This window comes from Paenibacillus sp. FSL L8-0470 (assembly GCF_038008625.1).
Taxonomy (GTDB): Bacteria; Bacillota; Bacilli; order Paenibacillales; family Paenibacillaceae; genus Paenibacillus_AQ.
Map to the genome: position 1 here is coordinate 931,808 of NZ_JBBOZM010000001.1, position 21,094 is coordinate 952,901.

The window sequence follows — 21,094 nt, forward strand, 5'->3', positions numbered from 1 at the left end:
CCTGTGAAAAATCGTAAAATGCTGGTTGCGGTACTCGCCTGTGCCGCAGCTATTCTAATCCTTGCCGGTTCTGCCCTGTTCTTCACATCCCGCGGAGTAAAGGCTGTTGAAGCCTCCTCCTATATGGAAGTAACTACTGAACTGGAAGCCGGAAGCGAGCTAACTGCACTGCCTGATTCGTCCAAGGGTGTACCGGGAATGCAACTGGTAGCCGACGATACGGAGCTGTCTTTATACTACAATCCTGAAACCACGGAAGTAGCAGTTAAGGATAAACGCCAAGGTCATATCTGGTACAGCAATCCTGTCAACCGCGAAGAGGATGTTCTGGCTTCGGGGTTCGAGAAAGAGCTGCTGTCATCGCAGTTAACAGTGCTATTCCGTGACGCTGTAGGCACACTGGAATCCTATACCAACTTCGCCCAGAGCATCAGCAGCAAACAGTTTACTGCCGAAAGCATTAAGAATGGACTTCGTATTGTGTATACGATTGGAGATACGTCGATCGGAATCGACGCACTGCCTAAGTATATTAGCAAGACGAGAATGGAAGAAAAGGTTCTGTCCAAGCTCGATAAGCCCACGGCAAAATACGTAGGGCTCCGCTACTACCCGAAAGAGGGCGACCCGGAGGTGCTGGAGCGCATAGATGCACAAGTCTCCAAACCGCTGGTGCTGAGCAAAATGACAGCTGCCTTTACCAAGTCCGGTTATTCTGCAGAAGACCTGGCGTTCGATAATCAGGAGAATGGAGCGGGGGCCGGGGCCGGAACGGCCAAGCCGAATTTTGTTGTTCCGCTGGAATACCGGTTAGACGGGGGATCTCTGGTTGTATCCGTCCCTGTGAACCAGGTTAAGGAAAGCGGGGATTATCAGATTCGCAGCCTTGAGGTGCTCAATATGTTCGGTGCTGCCGATCAGCAGACCGATGGCTATATGCTCGTTCCTGACGGTTCCGGCAGCCTGATCCATTTGAATAATGGCAAAGTGAAGGAAGAGCAGTATGTACAGCGTGTGTATGGCCTGGACCCGAATGATAACAGCTATAGACGCGGGCAAGTCAGTGAGAATGCCAGAATGCCGGTGTTTGGATTAAAGGCTGGTGATGCTGCCTGGTTCGCCGTGATCGAAAAAGGAGATGCCATAGCCAGCATAGCCGCCGATATCAGCGGCAAGAAGAACTCGTACAATTTCATTCACAGCAGCTACACCTTACGGGGTGAGGATGAGCTTGAGCTGTACACCGGATCTACCATTCAGGAAATACAACTCCTGAATGAGGAGATTTACAAAGGCGATATTCAAGTTCGTTACAGCTTCCTGAACAATGACGAGGCCAGCTATTCAGGAATGGCTGAGCTGTACCGGAATAAGCTGGTGACGGAGAAATCACTGCAGCCTTTAGAGGAGGGACAGGGCATTCCCTTTTATCTGGATATGCTGGGGGCTGTCGACAAACAAAAGTCATTTCTTGGCGTACCTTACCGGTCCGAGGTGGCAATGACCTCCTTTGAGCAGGCAACGCAGATTGCCAGTCAATTGAAGCAGGACGGCATTGACCGGCTGCTTATGCGCTATACAGGCTGGTCTTCCAAAGGTGTAAATCATGCTACACCCAATAAGCTGAAGACTGAAGATGTGCTGGGAAGCAAGTCGGAGCTCCTTACATTAACGGAAAAGTTGGAGCAATCAGGCGGGATGTTATTCCCCGATGTGGCCTTCCAGCAGATTTACCATAATGATAGCAGTTTTACACCTTCCTCTGATGCATCCAGATTCGTGACAAGGGAAGAGGCTGAGCTCTATCCATATAATCGGGCATACAACGGGATGGATATAACGCTCGGAAGCTACTATTTATTGTCCCCTGCCAAGCTGCCTTATTACGTTGACGAGTTTATGAACAAGTATAAATCCTTCGGGATGAAAGGCGTATCTCTGCGGGATCTCGGCAATATACTCAGCTCGGATTTCCGGGTAAGCCGTGTCATACAGCGGGAAACGGCTAAACAAATCGTGGAAGAGCAGCTCAATAAACTCGGCCGGAACATCGATCAAACCATGATCGCAGGGGGGAATGCCTACGCATGGCCTTACTCCGATCATCTGATCAATGTACCGACATCCTCCAGCGGATTCTTGCTGACCGATGAAGAGATCCCTTTCTATGAAATGGTTGTTCATGGCTTTATCAACTATGCAGGGACTCCGGTTAATCTGAGTGATGAGCAGGATATCAAGCAGCAGATGCTTCGCTCAATTGAGCTGGGTGCAGCACCCTATTTCTCGTGGTCCTATGAACCCTCCTCCAAGCTGAAGTTCACTCATTTTGACAGCAAGTATGCAACCTATTACAAAGATTGGTACGATCAGGCGGTTTCGATGTATAAGGAAGTCAATAAAGTACTCTCCCCCGTACAGAATGCGCAAATCGTGAACCATATACGCCATCAGGAGGGTGTTGTGGAGGTGCGGTACAGTAATGGGATTTCGATTTATGTGAATCACACGGATAAGGATGTCACCGTCCATGGATTCGCAATCGGAGCCGGACAATATGGGATAGAAGGTGAGCAGTCATGAGAGGAAGTAAGCTCAGCTTAAATCACAAGCGCTCTTTTCTGGGAATAGCCTTTATTGCGCCATGGCTGCTTGGGTTCGTGTTCATGTTCGCGACTCCGCTCATTCAGTCCATCAAATTCAGCTTCAGTAAATTAACTGTAGATCCGTCAGGCTTCTCCTTAGATTGGGTAGGCTGGTCCAACTTCAACAATGCTTTGTTCGTAGATCCAACCTTTAACCGGATATTAACCGAATCTGTCAGGGATATGGTGCTTAACGTTCCGATGATCCTATTTTTCAGTCTCTTCTCGGCAACGCTGCTGAATCAGAAGTTTCGGGGGAGAATTCTGGCCCGGGCCATATTTTTTCTGCCGGTCATTCTGGCCTCCAACGCGATATCGGCGGCAGAAGCGTCCGGACTGATCAATCTGGTTGGTGATGCTACGGCTGTCAACGAATTGGGCCAATCGGGCTCACAGTACAATGTTATGTCGATGGTTATGATTCTCCGTGATATCGGGTTGCCGCTGTCGTTCGTGGATTATATTGTAGACGCGATCCTGCGGATCTATGAGATTATTACGAGTTCGGGCGTACAAATTCTGATCTTTCTGGCCGCGCTGCAGTCTGTTCCCGGGGCGATGTATGAGGTGGCGAAGATTGAAGGGGCAACGGCCTATGAATCCTTTTGGAAAATCACATTCCCGCTAGTGAGCCCGCTCATCTTGACCAACGTTATTTATACCATTATCGACTCCTTCTCGGGTAGCAGCGTGACCCAAATGATATTCTCAACCGCATTCACCACACAAAACTTCGGTCTCAGTGCGGCGATGTCCTGGATTTATACGCTAATTATCAGCCTAGTCCTGATTATCGTTGGTTACGTACTGTCTAAAAGAGTGCATTACAACTGATTAATAGCAAAGGAGGGTACGGCTATGCAAGCTCCTCAACCCGTTCACAGAGAAGCGAATCACTATAGAGTTCAGAAGGTCAGAGGTAAGGCAGTTGATATTTTGTATGCATTGTTCCGGTACGCGCTTGTCATCGGGATTTCATTTATTATTATTTACCCGCTGCTTATGAAATTCTCCATCGCCTTCAAGGATAAAGCAGATATTTATAACCCGACAATTTATATGATACCGGTCCACTTTACGCTGGATAACATCAAGATGGCGATGCAGATTCTGGACTATTTCCCGCTGCTGGGGAATACCTTGCTCTTCGTCGTAGTGACAACGCTGCTGACTACGGCTTCCTGCGCCTTGGCGGGTTATGGCTTTGCCCGGTTCAACTTTCCGGGAAGCAACATCCTGTTCGCGCTCGTCATTCTAACCTTGCTTGTACCTACCAGCACGCTGATGGTGCCTATGTACCTGCATTTCAGAAGCTTTGATATTCTGGGGATTATTCATCTGATCACAGGCAAAGAAGGCATCAACCTGCTCAATACGTATTGGCCTTCCATTATTACATCAGCGACAGCGATCGGATTAAAAGCAGGCTTGTTCATCTATATTTTCCGCCAATTCTTCAAAGGAATGCCGAAAGAAATTGAGGAAGCCGCTTTGATTGACGGCGCGGGAGGCGTTAAAACATTCCTGCGAATCATGCTGCCTAATGCAGTCTCCCCGATGATCACAGTCATTTTGTTCTGTTTTGTCTGGCAGTATAACGATACCTTCTTTACCTCGCTCTTCATGAGTGAAGTGGCGCTTATGCCGACGAAGGTCAGTTCGCTGGCGGCTCAGGCCAATGCCTTGCTTCCGGGGTTACTTGGGATAGGTGCAGGCGGGTCTAGTATTAAGGCAGACCCAAACCATGTGGCCATGATTATTGATACCGGCATCTTGCTGGCCATTATCCCGCTGATCCTGCTGTATATGGTGGTGCAGCGTTATTTCGTAGAGAGCGTTGAGCGCAGCGGTATTATTGGTTAACAGAATACATTGCTTCATGGAGAAATGAAATGCTGGAGACCCGCGTAATGTGCCTCCAGCATTTTTTATTAGGAAGGGAGCCGGATCATGAAGCCTAAACGTTTGTTCGTCATGATTTGTATGTTGCTGCTGGCCGTGACGGTGACGGCTCTGCCTGCGCATGCAGAAACCAAAGAAAAGAAGAGTGCCATGCAAGCTTACGTCGAAGCCATCGGACCGGGCTGGAATCTAGGAAACACCTTCGAGGCTACGGGTGAGGAAACTTCATGGGGAAACCCGAGTACAACCCGGGCATTTATTAAGCAAATTGCTGCCGAAGGCTACAAAAGCATCCGCATCCCCATTACCTGGAAGCACCGGATGGGTGACGCTCCTGATTATGTGATCCAAAAAGAATTTATGGCACGGATTCAAGAAGTCGTCGACTGGTCGCTGGCTGCGGATCTTCATGTCATGATTAACCTGCATCACGATACGGGCTGGGTCCTGAACATGGAGACGGAGCATGATGATGTGGTTGCCAGATTCAATGCGGCCTGGACGCAGATTGCGGGGCATTTCAAGGATTATCCGGACACGCTGATGTTTGAGAGCCTGAATGAACCGCGTTTTTCGGAGGATTGGAGCAAGGACACCCCTGGATATTTTGCGATGCTGGATGAACTGAATGTTTCTTTTCATGCTATCGTTCGTCATTCCGGCGGGAATAACAATAAGCGTCCGCTTGTACTTTCTACTCTAACGGCTGCTCCAACCCAGGCCAGACTGGATGAGTTAGCCAAAACCATTACGAAATTAAACGACGATAGGTTGATTGCAACGTTCCACTACTATGGATATTATGCGTTCAGTGTGAACCTTGGGGGTTCGACCACGTTCGATAACACGGCCAGGGAGGATCTGATTCAGGCCTTCGACCGGGCTTACGACACCTTCACCGCCAAAGGGATTCCTGTTATCGTGGGGGAATTTGGTCTGCTTGGGTTCGATAAATCGCTGGATACTGTTCAGCATGGCGAAATTTTGAAGTTTTTTGAATACATCACCTACTATGCTCGGGAAAAAAAGATGCCGCTGATGCTGTGGGATAATGGCCAACATTTCGATAGGCGCACCCTCAAGTGGGTGGATGAGGAGCTTCATCAGGTGATGAAGCAGGGCTGGAAGGGCCGCTCCTCCAACGCGGAAACGGATTCGGTCTATATTCTTAAAGATTCGGAAATTAAGGATCTGGTCATTCCCCTGAATTTGAACGGGAATACCTTCACCGCTCTGCTCAATCAGGAAAATGCGTTAGTGAAGGGTACGGATTATGAGCTTGACGGAGAAAACTTAATCCTCAAATCTGCATTGCTGCAAAGGCTAGTCACGAAGAAGTATGGAATGAATGCAACCTTAACCGCTACGTTCAGTGCGGGTGCCGACTGGAAAATGAAGATTATTTATTATGACACGCCCAGCCTGATTAGTGCGCAAGCCCCGGAGGGGATATTCACGATCCCGACCTGGTTCAACGGGGACAGCCTGACGACACTGGAAGCCGTCTATACGGCTGGCGGCAATGCCGGTCCCAATGATTGGACTCCCTTCAAGGAGTACAAACGTACCTTCTATCCGGACTATACCACTGGAGAGATCAAGTTCACGGACGAATTCTGGAAGGAAGTGAAGGATGGAGAAGTGCAGCTGAAGCTGCATTTCTGGAGCGGCGCAGTGATCCCGTATACGATTACAAAAGCAAGCGGGAAGATCGTAGGGGGTTCCGCAGAGGAAGCGAAGGAGAAAGCAGCAGTAGAACAACAAGCAGCCGAAACACCGGCAGACACACCGGCAAACACACCGGCAGACTCTGGCGATTCAGCAGCAGCAGCCTTTTCAGCACAGCTCTCCGGCGATGACTCTTCATCAGATGAAGAAAATCATATCCTAAGCATCCCGGTGGCGGTAGCTTCACTCCTGGTCTTGGCAGGTGCGGGAATGTACTGTTGGAGAGCAAAAAGGCGATAAAATTATGAATGAAATTTCGCTATATGAATTGAACTTGATAACTACACAAAAGGGCAAAAGTAACGGAGGGGAATTTTGGAACTGTAGGAGCGATAGCGACCGCCTTTGTCACCGGATTTCCACCGCATATAGCGGGTCAAATCAAGAAATCTGGGGACAACAGCGGCCGGAAGTCCAAATATTCACCGCAGTTACGTCCTCGCCCAAAATGGGGGAATCTTAAATTGGAGACCACTTGAACATTTGGATACAGCACAAACATGTCTTCTTGCCAGGTTTTACTCTGGCAGGTTAGAATACGATTATCCTGCAGAGCCAGTAAAAATAAACGATACGACAAGCAGCAGGCCTCTCTTTGGAAGCTTGCTGTTTGTTGTATCGGCAAATTCTTCGGGGGAATTTGAAGGGTGGTCCGAAATGGCGAATACCATAACAAGATCAGACGCAGAGACGGATCAGGAGATTAGGTGTTCAAACGGCTTATTTTCCGTAGTGATATCCGTACTTGCACTGAGTGGATCGCGGATTGCAAGAACATCAGATGAGAAGGATTTCATTATATGGCTGGCCGAGTTTTAGACACAACCATTGAGGGGGCCATCCGCTGCTTGGGATGGGGCATGCTCGATTATACGCCCAATGTAACCATGCTCGAACCCGCACTTAATCAGTTTAGGACGCTTGTAAACGAATTGCAGGAGACGGAAATCGATTTTGCTGTTGGCCAGTTGTGGCGGGAGGAGCAAGAAGCGGAACGGACCCTTCCGGGTGAGAACGCCGGAATACTTCCTGCCGATTTTGATTCAAATGGCCGGTAGCAGGGCTATGGTATAGAAAGAGTTGTTCAATTACATAGGGAGGCATACACATGCTGAAATCATTGCAAGCGATTGAATCGTACCGTGAAGGGGAAAAGTTGCCCGCAGAGGCATTTCCCTGGCTGAAATATATTGTTCAGGCGGAGCAAGCCATAGTCAATCTGGAACGGGTGGATTCACTGCGCGAACTGGATGAACAGAATCCTGTGCTGGATTATGTGGAGCGGAGCTTACGCCTGCTGGATAGCCTGCCTTTGTCCTACTGGATCAAGGAACTGGCAGAGGAGACACTGGTCTGGTCGGAGACGGCAAAAGGCGGAACTTCCCGCCAGCGCCGGTTGTGGCAGCTGGAGGGCATTAATTGTTTCGTACATAATATCGGTTCGGCGCAGCTGTACTCACGGCATGCCGGAGGAGATCCGGCAACAGAGCATAAGCCGCAAGCGGGCCAGCTCACGGCGGCAGGGGTAGCAGATGCAGAGAAGACGATGATCGTACACCGGCTGATCGAAACTCACGGCCTGATCGGGCAGCAGATTCGCGGCGAGGTTCCGCCTTCTGCTAACCGTCCATTGTCGGCTATGGTGGAGGAAGGGCTTCTGACTGCAGATGAGCTGGAACGGCTGCTGTTCGCGCTGAACCATTGCATCATTTCCGCCGTTTCCCCCGAGCTGTGGCAGGAGGTGCGCGCGGAGGTTATGGAGCTGATTGCGGCAATCGCATCAGGCGCTCTGGATGTCCCGCTGCCGATGAAGGAACGGCTGGAGCGTATGCGGTCGGGGCCGATTGCCAAAGGGGAGGATTTCGGCAGCGAATGGAGCAGGCTGGAGTCCGAAGGATTTCAACCGTACTTGCTGGAACCGCTGGAGCCCCTAACCTTCTGGTATGTGGAGTCGGCACTCCAGACCTTCTCGCTGGAGCAATTCCTGAAAGTGATAGCTTTGACCGCCTGCGGCGCCGAACTTTCCGGTCTGAATCATATCAGCTTTGAGGCTGTCATGAATTCGCTCCATTATGACTATAAAGGCGTGAAGAAGATCAATGTGTACAAGAAGCGGATTATCGAGAAGTATTTGTCGGAATTAACCTGGCAGGATATCACGAGCGGAACCATGTCTTCCGGTAATCCGCATCTTGCCCACCGGCTCCGTAGGCAGGCTCACTTGCCGGATACGGTGTTCTTTGATTTTGAATTCTCACCTGCTGCGGAGAAGCTGATCGAATTCTGTATGGAAGCCGAGAAGTCAGCCTTGTATGAACGGGCAGTACTGCTGCTGTTCGACTTGTTCGATCTGCGCCGCGATGCCTTTGACCGGTTCCATAACGAGGACAGCTATTTGAGCCAGATGAATGATACAGGTGATTATAAAGCAGTGATTCTGGAGTATGTCACCGGCAGCAAAGTGCTGGATATCGGACCCGGCGGAGGTGTGCTGCTGGATTTGATTGAAGCGCGTATGCCGGATGTCATTCCGGTCGGCATTGATATTTCCAGCAATGTGATTGAAGCGCTGCGGCAGCGCAAGCAGCGGGAAGGGCACCGCTGGGAGGTACTGCAGGGCGATGCGCTGAATCTGAAGGATTTCGTGGACACGGGCAGCGTAGACACCGTCATTTTCTCATCAATACTGCATGAGCTGTATTCGTATGTACCGCTGGATGGCGTCAAATTCAATCACGGGACAGTGGCCGCAGCTCTGCGCAGTGCCTTTGATGTGCTGTCGGCCGGTGGTGTGATCATCATCCGCGACGGGATTATGAGCGAGCCGGAGAGTGATCAGCGCCGCGTACGTTTTCTGGAGGAGGACGGAATGGCCTGGCTTGCACGTTACGCCAAGGATTTTGCCGGACGTCAAATTCAGTATGCGGTGACCGGTGAACAAGAGGTGCTGATGCCTGTAAATGATGCCATGGAATTTCTGTACACCTACACTTGGGGTGAAGAAGCGTATATCCATGAGGTCCAGGAACAGTTCGGTTATTTCACTCCCGAACAGTATGCCGATTTTATAAAGCGCAGTCTGGGCGAACCGGCGAAGGTTGAAGTGTTCCGGCACTATTTGCAGGAGGGTTATACGGAGGCGCTGCAGGGCAGGGTGGTCGTTATGGACGAAAGCGGTCAAGAGGTGGCGTTGCCGGACAGTACCTGCTTTATTGTGATCCGGAAAGCATAAGGGCATTGATCTCAGGAAGGCTGAAGCAGCGTGTGCAGCGTGTAGAAATGATGCGGGACGAATTGCCTCGCAGTGATGATCTAACTTTACAGATGATGTATTCAGATAGTATTATAATCAGCGTATTGTTGTGATGATCATGACCGGTGAAGGAGACTGTGTATATGGGCAAGCAGAACCAAGCGCAAATTGCATACGACAGCATTCTTCGGGATATCAAAGAGAACCAGCTAACCCAAGGCCAGCCCATTATAGAAGAAGAATACGCCAAGAAGCTGGATATGAGCCGGACTCCGGTAAGAGAAGCGATCAGACTGTTGTCCGTAGAAGGATTTGTGACTGTGTATCCTCGAAAAGGTGCGTATGTCAGTGTACTGACAGCAGAAGATGTGAAGGAATGTTACGAAATGATGGAAGCCGTTGAGGGGATGATCGCTTATCTGGCTGCACAACAGCCTTCTTCTGAGCATGTTAACCAGCTTACGGAGCTGATCGGCAGAATGAATGAGCAAAAAAGTCTGTCTAACTTCCATCAGTGGAAGGAATATGATATCGAATTTCACCGGACCCTGCACCGCATGTGCCCTAATAAGCTACTCATTTATCATGTGGAAAAGCTGTTCCACAAAACCTACCAAATTCAGACCCGGTTTGTGGCGGGAGTCAATTTGGAGAAGGCGACAGAGGAGCATCAATTTATACTCGATGCAATCATCGCTAAAGATTCCGAGAAAGCCAGGCATTATACACAGCAGAATTGGAACAGAGCCAGAAATGAACTGGTGAACTACGGATACAACGATAAGCTGTAGGTAGACTGAAAGGTTCATTTTGCAGCTTACAACGTATTGATATCGTATGGACAAGCCATTTGTTGCGCCCACGCTGGGGCGTAAACGAGTGGTTTTTTTTGTTGTGTGTCATGTTATATTACATTTAGTCCGATAAAAATATCTTTTCATCCCCCAAATGTAACTTTTGTTGACAAGGATCATCATTGTACGTATTATTGTATACAATAACAAAAACAATTTGTTTACAAAAGATTAAGGGGGATTACCATGACGATTGATATCAGCCGCTTGCCCATCATTGACGACCATTGTCATCCATTCATGCCGACCAGAGAGAAGAAGAGTTTCGATAATTGCTTCACCCTCTCATTGATCCCCCCCAAGAGCCGCGACACCCGAAACACTCTGTTATTCAAAATTGTCCGTAAAGAGATAATCCAGCTGCTTGGGCTTGATCCCCGCGTGACGGATGACGAACTAATCCTGCAGCGTAATCAGCGTTATCGAGCCAATCCCAAAGAATATGTAGACATGCTTTTCAAGGATGTAGGATTGGAATCACTGCTGGTGGACTACGGTTTCCCGGTTATGGGGTCGCGGTTGGCCCAGGATGAGCTTGACTGGTTCCATCAGACCTCGTCATCCATTCCGACCCGCCGTATTCACCGGGTGGAAGCTACCTATCACCGGCTGTTCGAGGAGAAGGTACCCTTCGGGGAATTGGAAGAGACCTACCTCCGGGAGCTGCGGGACGAGGTGGAGAATCGGGGGACTATTGCTTTTAAGACCGTAATTGCCTACCATACCGGACTGAAAATAAACAAGATCAGCACGAGCCGGGCCGCAGCCAGCTACAGCCGGTTCCTGGAATCGCCGGACAATACTGAAGCCGAAAAAGATGTCCGTGACTATCTCGTACTGCTCGCGTTCGAGCTGTGCATGGAATATGACATTCCAATTCAGATGCATTCGGGAGCAGGGGATGCCCCGCTGCTGGATGTGAAGCTCGCAAGTCCGCTGCTGATGCACAGCATTGTCAGTGATCCGCACTATCAGGCTGTAAAGATTATTTTCATTCATACCGCATATCCGTTTGTTGAAGAAGCCGGTTACCTGGTCAATCAGTATCATAATGTGTATCTCGACTTGTCCTCCATGATTCCCTTCAGCAGCATAGGCGTGCAGCCGAAGCTGCGGCAAATCTTTGAAATGGCTCCTTTTACGAAAGTGATGTACGGCTCCGACGGTTTTACGATTCCCGAAGTCAGCTGGCTGGGTGGCCGGATGATCAAGAAAGAGCTGGGTAAAATGCTAACGGATCTGGTGACAGATGGAATTATTGATGAAGAATATGCTTATACTGCGGCTGGCCTGGTTCTCTCGGAAAATGCACGCAATCTGTATATCCGCAACTGGGGCGAAAGATCAAACGGCTAAACCAAAGGAATATACCATCATCTGAACGATAAGGGGATATGTGTGATGCGGAAATGGTTCTATGGAAAAGCTGCGGCAGGTATACTGACACTTCTGATTACGGCGACAGCCTGCAGTTCAGGTAAGGATGCTCCAGCGGCGGCAGCCACGGACAAGCCTTCCGGCGGCAAGCTGGTGGTCACCTCTTTCGGCGGAGCGATTGAAGAAACCCAGCGTGCCTACATCAAACAATTTGAAGAGGAGTACAATGCCGAGGTTGAAGTCGTAACGTTGTATTCGGCAGATGCGCTGGCCAAGATTCGTGCGGAGAAGAACAATCAAACCATTGATGTGGTGCTGTTCTCAGGCGGACAGGAGCAGATTGCAGCCAAAGAGGATCTGATTATGAAGCTCGACCCGGAGCAGATGGAGAACCTGGACCAGCTGTACCCGGAAGCTCGCAGTGCTGAAGGCTATGGACCTACCTTCGGCTATGAAGCTCTTGGCATGATTTATAACCGTGATGCAATCCCAACTCCTCCAGCCTCGTGGAATGATCTGTGGAAGGAAGAATATAAAGGACAAGTCGGTTTGGTTGATATCTCCAACACCTACGGCAATCAGTTCCTGGTAGCCCTCGCCAAGATGAACGGCGGCGGAGAAGATAATATTCAGCCCGGACTTGATGCAATCAAGACTTTGCTGCCCAATGCCGCGGCAATTGTGAAATCCAGTCCCGAAGTCGGCAATTTGTTCGCCCAGGATGAGGCGGTTATAGCCCCGTTCGATTCTGGTTATGCCTATACGTTTGGCAAACAGGGAATTCCCATTAACTTTGCGATTCCCAAGGAGGGAGCCGTTGGCATCTATATTACTGCCCAAGTGGTGAAAGGCAGCCCGAACCCTGAGCTTGCCCGGAAATATATAGACTTCCTGCTGCGTCCGGAGATTCAGAAGCTGACTGCTGAGGGTGGCGGCTATTCCCCGACCCATAGCCAGACAGAGTTGTCCGATGATCTGAAAGGCATTCTTCCGAATGGCGAAGATACGTTTAACGGCCTGATTCATCTTGATTTGGCGCAGGTGAACAACAACAAGGCAGATTGGATGGAGAAGTGGAGCAAATTGATTTCACAGTAGCACTGCATCATTACTATTTGAAGGGAGCTGCAATGCCATGCTGAAACGCATTCCCCCTTACTGGATTCTGCTGGCTCCCGGGCTGATAATTTTCCTGCTGGTGTTTGTCCTCCCGCTTGCCCGGCTGCTGATGCTCAGCTTTTATCAAACGGACTCATCCGGAGCCATGGAAGCGGCGTTCGTCTGGCAGCAATACGGAAGATTCTTCACAGATCCGTTTTATCTGCAAATGCTCTGGCGTTCGGTGTATATCGGCGTTGCCGTAAGCTTCATCTGTCTGATTCTGGGATACTGCCTCGCGTATGGGGTATCCCGGGCTCAGCCCAAACACCGTTTTCTGCTGCTCATCTTAATCGCGCTCCCTCTGTTGACAAGCGCCGTGATCCGCAACTTCGGCTGGATTATTATTCTGGGCCGCAAAGGAATTCTGAATCAATTCCTGCTCGGAATAGGGTTGATCCAGGAACCGCTTGAGCTATTGTATACGCCTGCGGGTGTGATTATTGCTTTGGTGCATGTCATGCTTCCTTATATGGTGCTCGTTCTTTACTCGGTGCTGGAAGGCATGGACCGCAATCTCGAAAGTGCGGCCGCTAATCTGGGTGCATCGAAAACAAAGGTATTCTGGTTCGTCACCCTGCCGCTCTCCAAACAGGGGATTATTGCTGGAACATTGCTTGTTTTCTCAATTACATTAAGCTTTTTCGTCACCCCGTCCCTGATCGGGGGGGCCAAGGTGAAGCTGATGGCTACAGAAATCTACAACCAGACAATTAACCTGCTTAACTGGCCTTATGCTTCTGCTATGGGCGTCATTTTACTGCTGACCATGCTTGGGGTAACCAGTCTCTACAGACGGATGCTTAGCGGCAGGAAGCCGGGAGGAGTCGTTTGATATGAGAAGGAAATTTCCGCTCCTTACTATAGTAAATACTCTAATCTATCTATTTATTATGGCACCGCTGCTTGTCATCCTCATTTCATCCTTTAATTCCGGTGAGTTTCTGGTGTTTCCTCCCAAAGGCTTCTCCCTGCGATGGTATGAAGAGGTGCTGACAGGCGGGAGGTACACCGGACCTTTCCTGACCAGCATCAAGCTGGCTGTTTTGACTACGCTGTTTGCGCTGCCGCTTGGGACGATGATCGCCTACGCCATACAGCGGTTTGAATTTCGGCTGAAGAATGCGCTGCAGGGGCTGTTTCTGTCCCCTCTGGTTATTCCGACGCTGCTGTTCGGCATCGGCCTGCTGATTTTCTTCAGCTATCTGGGCATACGGATGTTCTTCCTGAGATTGCTGCTCGCCCATATCATCTTAATTATTCCTTATGTCGTGCGGACCATGCTGGCCGGATTCTCGCGGATGGAACGGTCGGTGGAAGAGGCTTCGATCATTCTTGGCGCTTCGCCGCTAAAAACCTTCTTCCTGGTGACACTTCCGTTTGCCAGACCCTCGCTGCTCGCGAGTGCGTTCCTTAGTCTAGTGCTTTCCTTTGATGAACTGGTTATCGCCTTATTCCTTACGGGTCCTGGCATTAACACGCTGCCGATGACCATTTATTCGGACATTCAGTTCAATCTGTCACCTTCGCTGGCTGCGGTATCTTCCATTATTATTACAGGCACGATTCTGATTGGGCTGCTGGGGATCGGCATTATGCGGTGGGGCAAAAAAACATAGCGGGGAGGCACACCATGAGCCAACTGATCATCGAAAATCTCGTAAAAAAATACGGGCAAAAACCCGTAGTCAACAATCTGAATGTTACTGTAGAGAGCGGTGAGATGCTGTCGCTTCTCGGACCGAGCGGGTGCGGGAAAACGACAACCCTGCGCATGATTGCAGGCATGCATGATCCGACCTCGGGCTCAATCCGGCTGGATGGCAGAGAACTCACAAACATTGCTCCGCATAAAAGGAACATTGGACTCGTCTTCCAGAATTATGCCCTTTTCCCCCACTTAAGCGTTTTTGAAAATGTAGCTTTTGGACTGAAGCGTCACGGTGTGCCGAAACCGGAAATCAGAGAACGCGTGGAGGCGGCTCTGCATTCCGTGCGGCTGAACGATTTTGCAGAACGGTTCCCCGCGCAAATGTCCGGCGGACAGCAGCAGCGGGTTGCGCTGGCGCGGACTCTTGTGCTTAAACCGCCGCTTGTATTGTTCGATGAGCCGCTCAGTAATCTAGATGCCAAGCTGCGTCAGGCGCTGGGAATTGAAATCCGCGTACTGCAGCGGGAGTATGGTTTTACCGGGATCTTTGTTACTCATGATCAGGAGGAAGCGATGGTCATCTCTGACCGTATTGCCGTAATGAACGGTGGGAATATCGTGCAGACCGGAACGCCGCAGCAGATTTATATGCACCCAGCGGACCCGTTCGTGGCCGATTTTGTGGGAGAATCGAACTTGTTTCCGATCACCAATGTCATGGAATCAGAAGGCATGTGGCGTTTCGAACTGGCGAAGGGAAACCCCATTTCTGCGGAGAAAACCGGGAACGGGAGCGCTCCGACATATGTTATGGTCCGGCCGGAGGCTGTTTCTGTGCGGCGTAAAAGCCCGGAGCCCCATCCGGTACCCGGGCATGGGCTGAATACACTGGCGGGTGAAGTAGCCTTTATCAACTACTCCGGTTCTTCCTATCTGATCGGAGTTGTAATCAAGTCGCTGGACCAGCAATTTATTATCCGGCTGCAGAACACGAGAAGAGAGCTTGATCTGCGGGTAGGCGAAGAAGCGGTGGTCGAGTGGCCGGTTCACGAAACGCTTACCTTCTGATATGTCAGGAAGGGTCCCGCATGCCGCGTGGCTCCGTAACCCTTCATCAAGGCTTATTCATCTCACGGATACAGCTGCGACTGCCCGGCACCCTGTACTGCCCCTTTGCGGAACTCTGAAGGCGAACATTTCATCGCCTTGCGGAACACTTTAATGAAATAGCTGACATTATCGAATCCGACATCCATGGCGATGTCGGATATTTTGCGGTCGCTTTGCTGCAGCAGATCCGCGGCCTGGCGGATCCGGTAGGAATTGATGTAATCCACCGGCGTCTTGCGGGTCATTGCCTTGAAGAAGCGGCAGAACTGTCCTTCGCTCATGGGTATAAGCTCGGACAAATCGCGGGTTCGTATCGGTTCCTGGTAGTTGTCCTGGATGTAGAGGATGACCTTCTTCAGCCGGTTGATCTTGGTTGTATCCGCACCCTCCGACTGGGTATGGTTCACGGAGCGGCCCTCAATCGCGATCTGCGAGAGCATGATAAGCAAAGTCCCTTTCATAAAGGACTCAAATCCGGGCATTTTATTAGCATATGCCTCCATCAAACGTTCGAGATGGTGGAGCAATTCCTGCTGCCAGGCAATCTCCGGTGTAAGATGTCTGGGGAAGCTTTGGCGTTTCTCCTGCAGCGGCAGAATCACTGTATGCTGAATGGCATCATACTGGGCGCTGGCGAGCAGATCGGGGTGAAAGACAAGTGCACAGAACCTGCAAGGGCCTTCCTTCAGCACATAGGCGGCATGAATATCGCCGGATTCGATGAATACGGCCTCCCCGGCCCGGAGAGGGAAATAATCGGTATCGACCTGAAACAGAATCTCGCCTTCCAGCAGCATAAAGAACTCTGCCTCCTCATGCCAGTGCGTATCCAGGACATGGGTTCCGGCCGGAAGCTCGATCCAATAGGCGGCTAGCGGGAACATAACATCACCATGCACACGGTCTTCTTTAAGCAAACGTTGTGATGTGCGGTCCATAATTGGGCTCCTTTCGATAAAAAACATCAGAATAGTGTTATAAATGAGCTATATTATATTAGTTTTGTATTTTTATTATCGTTATAATGCAACTATAAACACCAAATTGAAGGGTGGCAAGTCACAGATGAAATTTACAGACGGCCTCTGGCTGGTTCGCGACGGAATCAACATCAACGGCGCAGTTCAAAACTATGTAGTGGAAAAAACTTCTGAGGGTTTGACGGCAATTACCCAAACCACTCCAATTACAGGACGCGCAGCAACCCTTAACTCCACGCTGCTGACCGTAAAATTCCATTCTCCGCTTCCGGGTGTGGTAGGCGTGAAGATCATTCATAATGACGGCGTAATTGACCGCGGTCCGGCTTTCGAATTGACCAAAGGAACCGGCGACCACGTACAGATTGAAGAAACTGATTCGGAAACCGTGCTGATCAGCGGCGGGCTGCGCGTAGTCATCCGCAAGGGCGAGCAATGGGCAGTGGACTTCTACCGCGGCGGCGAGCGCATTACAGGCAGCGGTTACAAATCCATGGCTTACATCACAGATCAGGACGGCAACACCTTCATGCGTGAAGAACTGGATATCGGCGTAGGTGAATTCGTCTATGGTCTGGGTGAGCGCTTTACTGCTTTTGTCAAAAACGGACAGGTTGTTGATATCTGGAACAAAGACGGCGGTACAAGCTCCGAGCAGGCGTACAAGAACATTCCGTTCTATGTAACAAGCAAAGGCTACGGCGTATTTGTGAATCAGCCTGAGCTGGTTTCGTATGAAATTGGTTCGGAAAAAGTGAAAAAGGCCCAATTCAGTGTAGCCGGCGAAAGCCTGGAATACTTCGTTATCGAGGGACCTACGATCAAAGAGGTCATCAGCAAATATACTTCCCTAACCGGCAAGCCAGCGCTTCCTCCGGCATGGACCTTCGGCCTGTGGCTGACCACTTCGTTCACTACCGACTATGATGAAGCAACCGTTAACTCCTTCGTAGAAGGCATGGCGGAGCGTGATCTTCCGCTGCATGTCTTCCACTTCGACTGCTTCTGGATGCGTGAATATCAATGGACCGATTTCCAGTGGGACTCCCGTGTATTCCCGGACCCGGTTGGCATGCTGAAACGTCTGAAGGAAAAAGGTCTGAAAATCTGCGTCTGGATCAACTCTTATATCGGACAACGTTCACCGCTGTTTGAAGAAGGCAAAAAGAACGGTTATCTGATCAAAAAAGCAAACGGCGATGTCTACCAAACTGACCTATGGCAAGCAGGCATGGGGCTTGTGGACTTCACGAACCCTGCAGCTTGTGAGTGGTATGCCGGATACCTGCGCGATCTGGTGGATATGGGCGTAGACAGCTTCAAGACCGACTTCGGCGAACGGGTTCCGACGGATGTTGTGTACTTCGACGGCTCCGACCCGCAGAAAATGCACAACTACTACACTCAGCTGTACAATAAGGTTGTCTTCGATGTACTGGAAGAGAAGCTTGGTAAGAATGAAGCGGCAGTATTCGCACGTTCGGCAACCGCCGGCGGGCAGCAGTTCCCGGTTCACTGGGGCGGCGACTGCTACGCAGATTATGAATCAATGGCAGAAAGCCTTCGCGGCGGCTTGTCTCTCGGTCTGTCCGGATTCGGCTTCTGGAGTCATGATATCGGCGGCTTCGAGAACACAGCTCCGGCGCATGTCTTCAAACGCTGGCTGGCGTTTGGCCTCCTGTCCAGCCACAGCCGTCTGCACGGCAGCACCTCGTACCGTGTGCCTTGGGCTTACGACGATGAAGCTGTTGATGTTACCCGCTTCTTCACCAAGCTCAAATGCAGCTTGATGCCTTACCTGTATGATGTGGCCGGTCAGGCGCATGAAGAAGGCTGGGCTTCGATGCGGGCGATGGTGATGGAATTCCCGGAAGATCCGACTTGCGAAGTGCTGGACCGTCAATACATGCTGGGTGATTCCCTGCTGGTGGCTCCAATCTTCCAGGAGAACGGCGAAGTGAAATATTATCTGCCTGCTGGACGCTGGACACACCTGCTTAGCGGTGAAACGGTACAGGGCGGATCATGGCGCAAGGAAACACATGATTTCTTCAGTCTGCCGCTGTTCGTCCGTCAGAACTCGCTGCTTGCAACAGGCAGTGTGGATACCCGTCCGGATTATGATTTTGCCGATGGCGTGAAATTCGGACTGTACTCGCTGGAAGACGGAGTGGCAACGACTGCAACCGTCCGTGACATCAAGGGCGCACCTGAGCTGACCGTGAAGGCTGAACGCAAAGGCAATACAGTAACGGTAGCTGCTGAAGGCAGCGGCAAAGCATTCATGCTGGCAGTGAAGGATCTGGGCACTATCGCTTCCGTAGAAGGTGCAGACCAAGCGGATGAGACTACAGTGAAGGTAAACGCCGGAAGCAAATCCGTATCGTTCACCATTACACTGAAATAGGTTTATACAGCATATAATTTAAGCTCTCTGATGACAGGGGACCTCCGTCCCCGATTTCATCAGAGAGCTTTTTGGATGCTTAGGGGTACGTGATCAATGATGTGAAAGATAGGATAAATGCTGTGAAGATAGGTTGATAGGTTGAATGCTGTGAACACACGGTAATTAATTTAAGATGATCTAAGATATGCTTAAATAATGGAGGATTACATATGACAAGGATAATAGAAGACAATGGAGTGTACAGTCAGCCGGACTACTCTTCAGCTACAGCAATATCGAGCGCGGCCAACTATATCATGAACTCACCGGAGCCGTTCACCCATACCTTCCGGACATACATCCGTTTGCGGGAGAATGGCAGCCTGACGCTTAAATTTTGGCACAGTAACAGCGTGGATTCGACCTGGGATCTGGGGCAGGAAGCAAACGGAAGCGAGCCGGGCGGGGAATGGAGCATTGAAGCGGCCTACGTCTCAGACGGAGGAAGCGTTCCGGATGGAACGGTAACCGCCGGGACTTCGGTACCGCTAACCTTTGCGGGCAGCCGCACGAAGCAGGTTGGAGCTGGAGAAACGTTCTGGAGCGATGAAGCAAGGCTGGAGCTGCCGGAAGGACATTATTTGGCGTTCACCTGGACGATTAAGACATCATCCCCCGGCAAAACACTGCCCTACAACGTGGAGGGAATTCTGGTCTCAGCCTATGACGGGCCGGGGAATCTGGCCGGGCAGGAATCGGCAGAGGCGTTTAGCTTGTCGGACAAGCTGCTGGTGCTGCCAAGCTATATCGGCTACAAGAAACAAGTAGCGAAGAAGCTGGTGTTCCTGGGCGATTCGATCACTCAGGGGGTACGGACAGAGAAGGATCAATACAGCTATTGGGCTGCGCGGATTGCCGAGGGGCTGGGAACGGATTACGGACTGTGGAATATCGGCTCCGGCTGGGGCCGGGCTTATGATGTAGCCGCAGATGGCCCGTGGATGAACAAAGCAAAGCAGGGGGATGAGGTGCTGATCGTGCTCGGGGTCAATGATCTTGATATCGGCCAGCGTTCGGCAGAAGAGCTGCTCAGGGATTTAAGCGATATTATTGCCAAGATCAAAGAGGCGAATGGAGGGGCGGAGATTATTCTGAGCACCGTGCCGCCATTCAACTTTGCGGAAGAGCGGGAGCAGGCTTGGCGTAAGGTCAATATGGCAATCCTCACGAATCCGCCTGCAGGTGTCAGCCGCGTGTTTGACATCGCCTCCGTGCTGGCTATGCCGGCCCCGGCTGAGCACAGAATCAGAGCGGAGTACATGAGCGGCGAATATGACCCGCATCCGAACGGCGCCGCCGGGAAGGCCGTTGCTGAAGCCTTTTTGGCATGGTATTGAAGCTGGAATCGGAGTAACCGGTCAGCGTTGTCCGCCGGCGTAGCGTAGACGAAAGATAGTGACTACGGGTGAGGATCGCAGGTGACGGGTGGCTGCGCTGTGACTATAGGCGGTGGTTTCGAGGTAGGGTGCCGCCGATGAGTATGGCCTCAGACGGCACAAGTTGGCCGCCAGATGTGACGGTGAACGGAACACGTAAGCGTCGCTGCGGGTAGGGTGCTGATCGCACGTATTGCGGGAATAGCACCCGCTATTTCTTTGACTATGAGGTCAACTCGAAGCGGAACAGGAATTTCTCCCGCTAAATTTGCTGATTCGGCGTAACTCAGGCAAACTGCTGGAAAATACCGGGAGAAATTCCCACTAATGTTCCTGGAAGGTGGATTTCGGGCAAATTACCGGGGAGATTTCCCGCTAAGTATAATCGTGTTGCCCGTTTTCCTTAGGGACCGCTATTTCGTGGTCTCCGAATCTCACCGGAAACTCACTATAACTCACCGGGAACTCACCGGAAACTCACTATAAACTCACCGGGAACTCACCGGAAACTCACTATAACTCACCGGGTACTCACCGGGAACTCACCGGAAACTCACCGGGAACTCACCGGGTACTCATTGGGAACTCACTGGAATCTCACCGGAAACTCA

General features: G+C 50.7%; 16 protein-coding genes. 15 read left to right on the forward strand and 1 reads right to left on the reverse strand.

Annotated features, from left to right (window positions below):
* Positions 1–3 precede the first annotated feature (3 nt).
* From NST99_RS04350 to NST99_RS04410, 13 genes are all read left to right on the forward strand, one after another.
* On the forward strand, positions 4–2,583 hold the full coding sequence (locus NST99_RS04350; RefSeq protein ID WP_341089916.1) for a DUF5696 domain-containing protein: 2,580 nt from the start codon (positions 4–6) through the stop codon (positions 2,581–2,583).
* Complete coding sequence (locus NST99_RS04355; RefSeq protein WP_341089918.1) at positions 2,580–3,479, forward strand: carbohydrate ABC transporter permease; 900 nt, start codon at positions 2,580–2,582, stop codon at positions 3,477–3,479. The genes NST99_RS04350 and NST99_RS04355 overlap by 4 nt, the downstream gene beginning before the upstream one ends.
* Before the next feature lie 24 nt (positions 3,480–3,503).
* The gene (locus tag NST99_RS04360; protein WP_341089919.1) at positions 3,504–4,508 is read left to right on the forward strand and encodes a carbohydrate ABC transporter permease; all 1,005 of its coding nucleotides are present in this window, start codon (positions 3,504–3,506) and stop codon (positions 4,506–4,508) included.
* Positions 4,509–4,595: 87 nt separating this feature from the next.
* Positions 4,596–6,515, forward strand: coding sequence for a cellulase family glycosylhydrolase (locus NST99_RS04365; protein ID WP_341089920.1), 1,920 nt, complete (start codon positions 4,596–4,598; stop codon positions 6,513–6,515).
* A 243-nt stretch (positions 6,516–6,758) separates the two neighbouring features.
* Positions 6,759–7,094, forward strand: coding sequence for a hypothetical protein (locus NST99_RS04370; RefSeq protein WP_341089921.1), 336 nt, complete (start codon positions 6,759–6,761; stop codon positions 7,092–7,094).
* On the forward strand, positions 7,076–7,333 hold the full coding sequence (locus NST99_RS04375) for a hypothetical protein (RefSeq protein ID WP_341089922.1): 258 nt from the start codon (positions 7,076–7,078) through the stop codon (positions 7,331–7,333). Before NST99_RS04370 ends, NST99_RS04375 begins: the two co-directional genes overlap by 19 nt.
* A gap of 50 nt (positions 7,334–7,383) precedes the next feature.
* Entirely contained in the window at positions 7,384–9,507 is a 2,124-nt protein-coding gene (locus tag NST99_RS04380; RefSeq protein ID WP_341089923.1) for a class I SAM-dependent methyltransferase, read from the forward strand.
* Between the two features lie 164 nt (positions 9,508–9,671).
* The gene (locus NST99_RS04385) at positions 9,672–10,319 is read left to right on the forward strand and encodes a GntR family transcriptional regulator (RefSeq protein ID WP_341089924.1); all 648 of its coding nucleotides are present in this window, start codon (positions 9,672–9,674) and stop codon (positions 10,317–10,319) included.
* A gap of 249 nt (positions 10,320–10,568) precedes the next feature.
* Complete coding sequence (locus NST99_RS04390; RefSeq protein WP_341089925.1) at positions 10,569–11,738, forward strand: amidohydrolase family protein; 1,170 nt, start codon at positions 10,569–10,571, stop codon at positions 11,736–11,738.
* A 45-nt stretch (positions 11,739–11,783) separates the two neighbouring features.
* A complete protein-coding gene (locus NST99_RS04395; RefSeq protein ID WP_341089926.1) occupies positions 11,784–12,857 on the forward strand; it encodes an ABC transporter substrate-binding protein in 1,074 nt (357 codons plus the stop codon).
* Between the two features lie 37 nt (positions 12,858–12,894).
* Positions 12,895–13,752 (forward strand): ABC transporter permease, encoded by an 858-nt coding sequence (locus tag NST99_RS04400; protein ID WP_038586199.1) that lies wholly within the window; start codon positions 12,895–12,897, stop codon positions 13,750–13,752.
* Position 13,753: 1 nt separating this feature from the next.
* The gene (locus tag NST99_RS04405; protein WP_038586204.1) at positions 13,754–14,536 is read left to right on the forward strand and encodes an ABC transporter permease; all 783 of its coding nucleotides are present in this window, start codon (positions 13,754–13,756) and stop codon (positions 14,534–14,536) included.
* A 14-nt stretch (positions 14,537–14,550) separates the two neighbouring features.
* Complete coding sequence (locus NST99_RS04410) at positions 14,551–15,636, forward strand: ABC transporter ATP-binding protein (RefSeq protein ID WP_341089927.1); 1,086 nt, start codon at positions 14,551–14,553, stop codon at positions 15,634–15,636.
* Between the two features lie 62 nt (positions 15,637–15,698).
* Here NST99_RS04410 and NST99_RS04415 read toward each other — a convergent pair whose 3' ends face one another.
* Positions 15,699–16,616: an AraC family transcriptional regulator gene (locus NST99_RS04415; protein WP_038586210.1), complete on the reverse strand. Its 918-nt coding sequence runs from the start codon at positions 16,614–16,616 to the stop codon at positions 15,699–15,701.
* 127 nt (positions 16,617–16,743) lie between these two features.
* Here NST99_RS04415 and yicI point away from each other — a divergent pair, with 127 nt between their 5' ends.
* Together yicI and NST99_RS04425 are read left to right on the forward strand one after the other, a co-directional pair.
* Positions 16,744–19,065, forward strand: a complete 2,322-nt coding sequence (yicI, locus tag NST99_RS04420; RefSeq protein WP_341089928.1) for an alpha-xylosidase — start codon at positions 16,744–16,746, stop codon at positions 19,063–19,065.
* Positions 19,066–19,277: 212 nt separating this feature from the next.
* On the forward strand, positions 19,278–20,444 hold the full coding sequence (locus NST99_RS04425; RefSeq protein WP_341089930.1) for an SGNH/GDSL hydrolase family protein: 1,167 nt from the start codon (positions 19,278–19,280) through the stop codon (positions 20,442–20,444).
* Positions 20,445–21,094 lie beyond the last annotated feature (650 nt).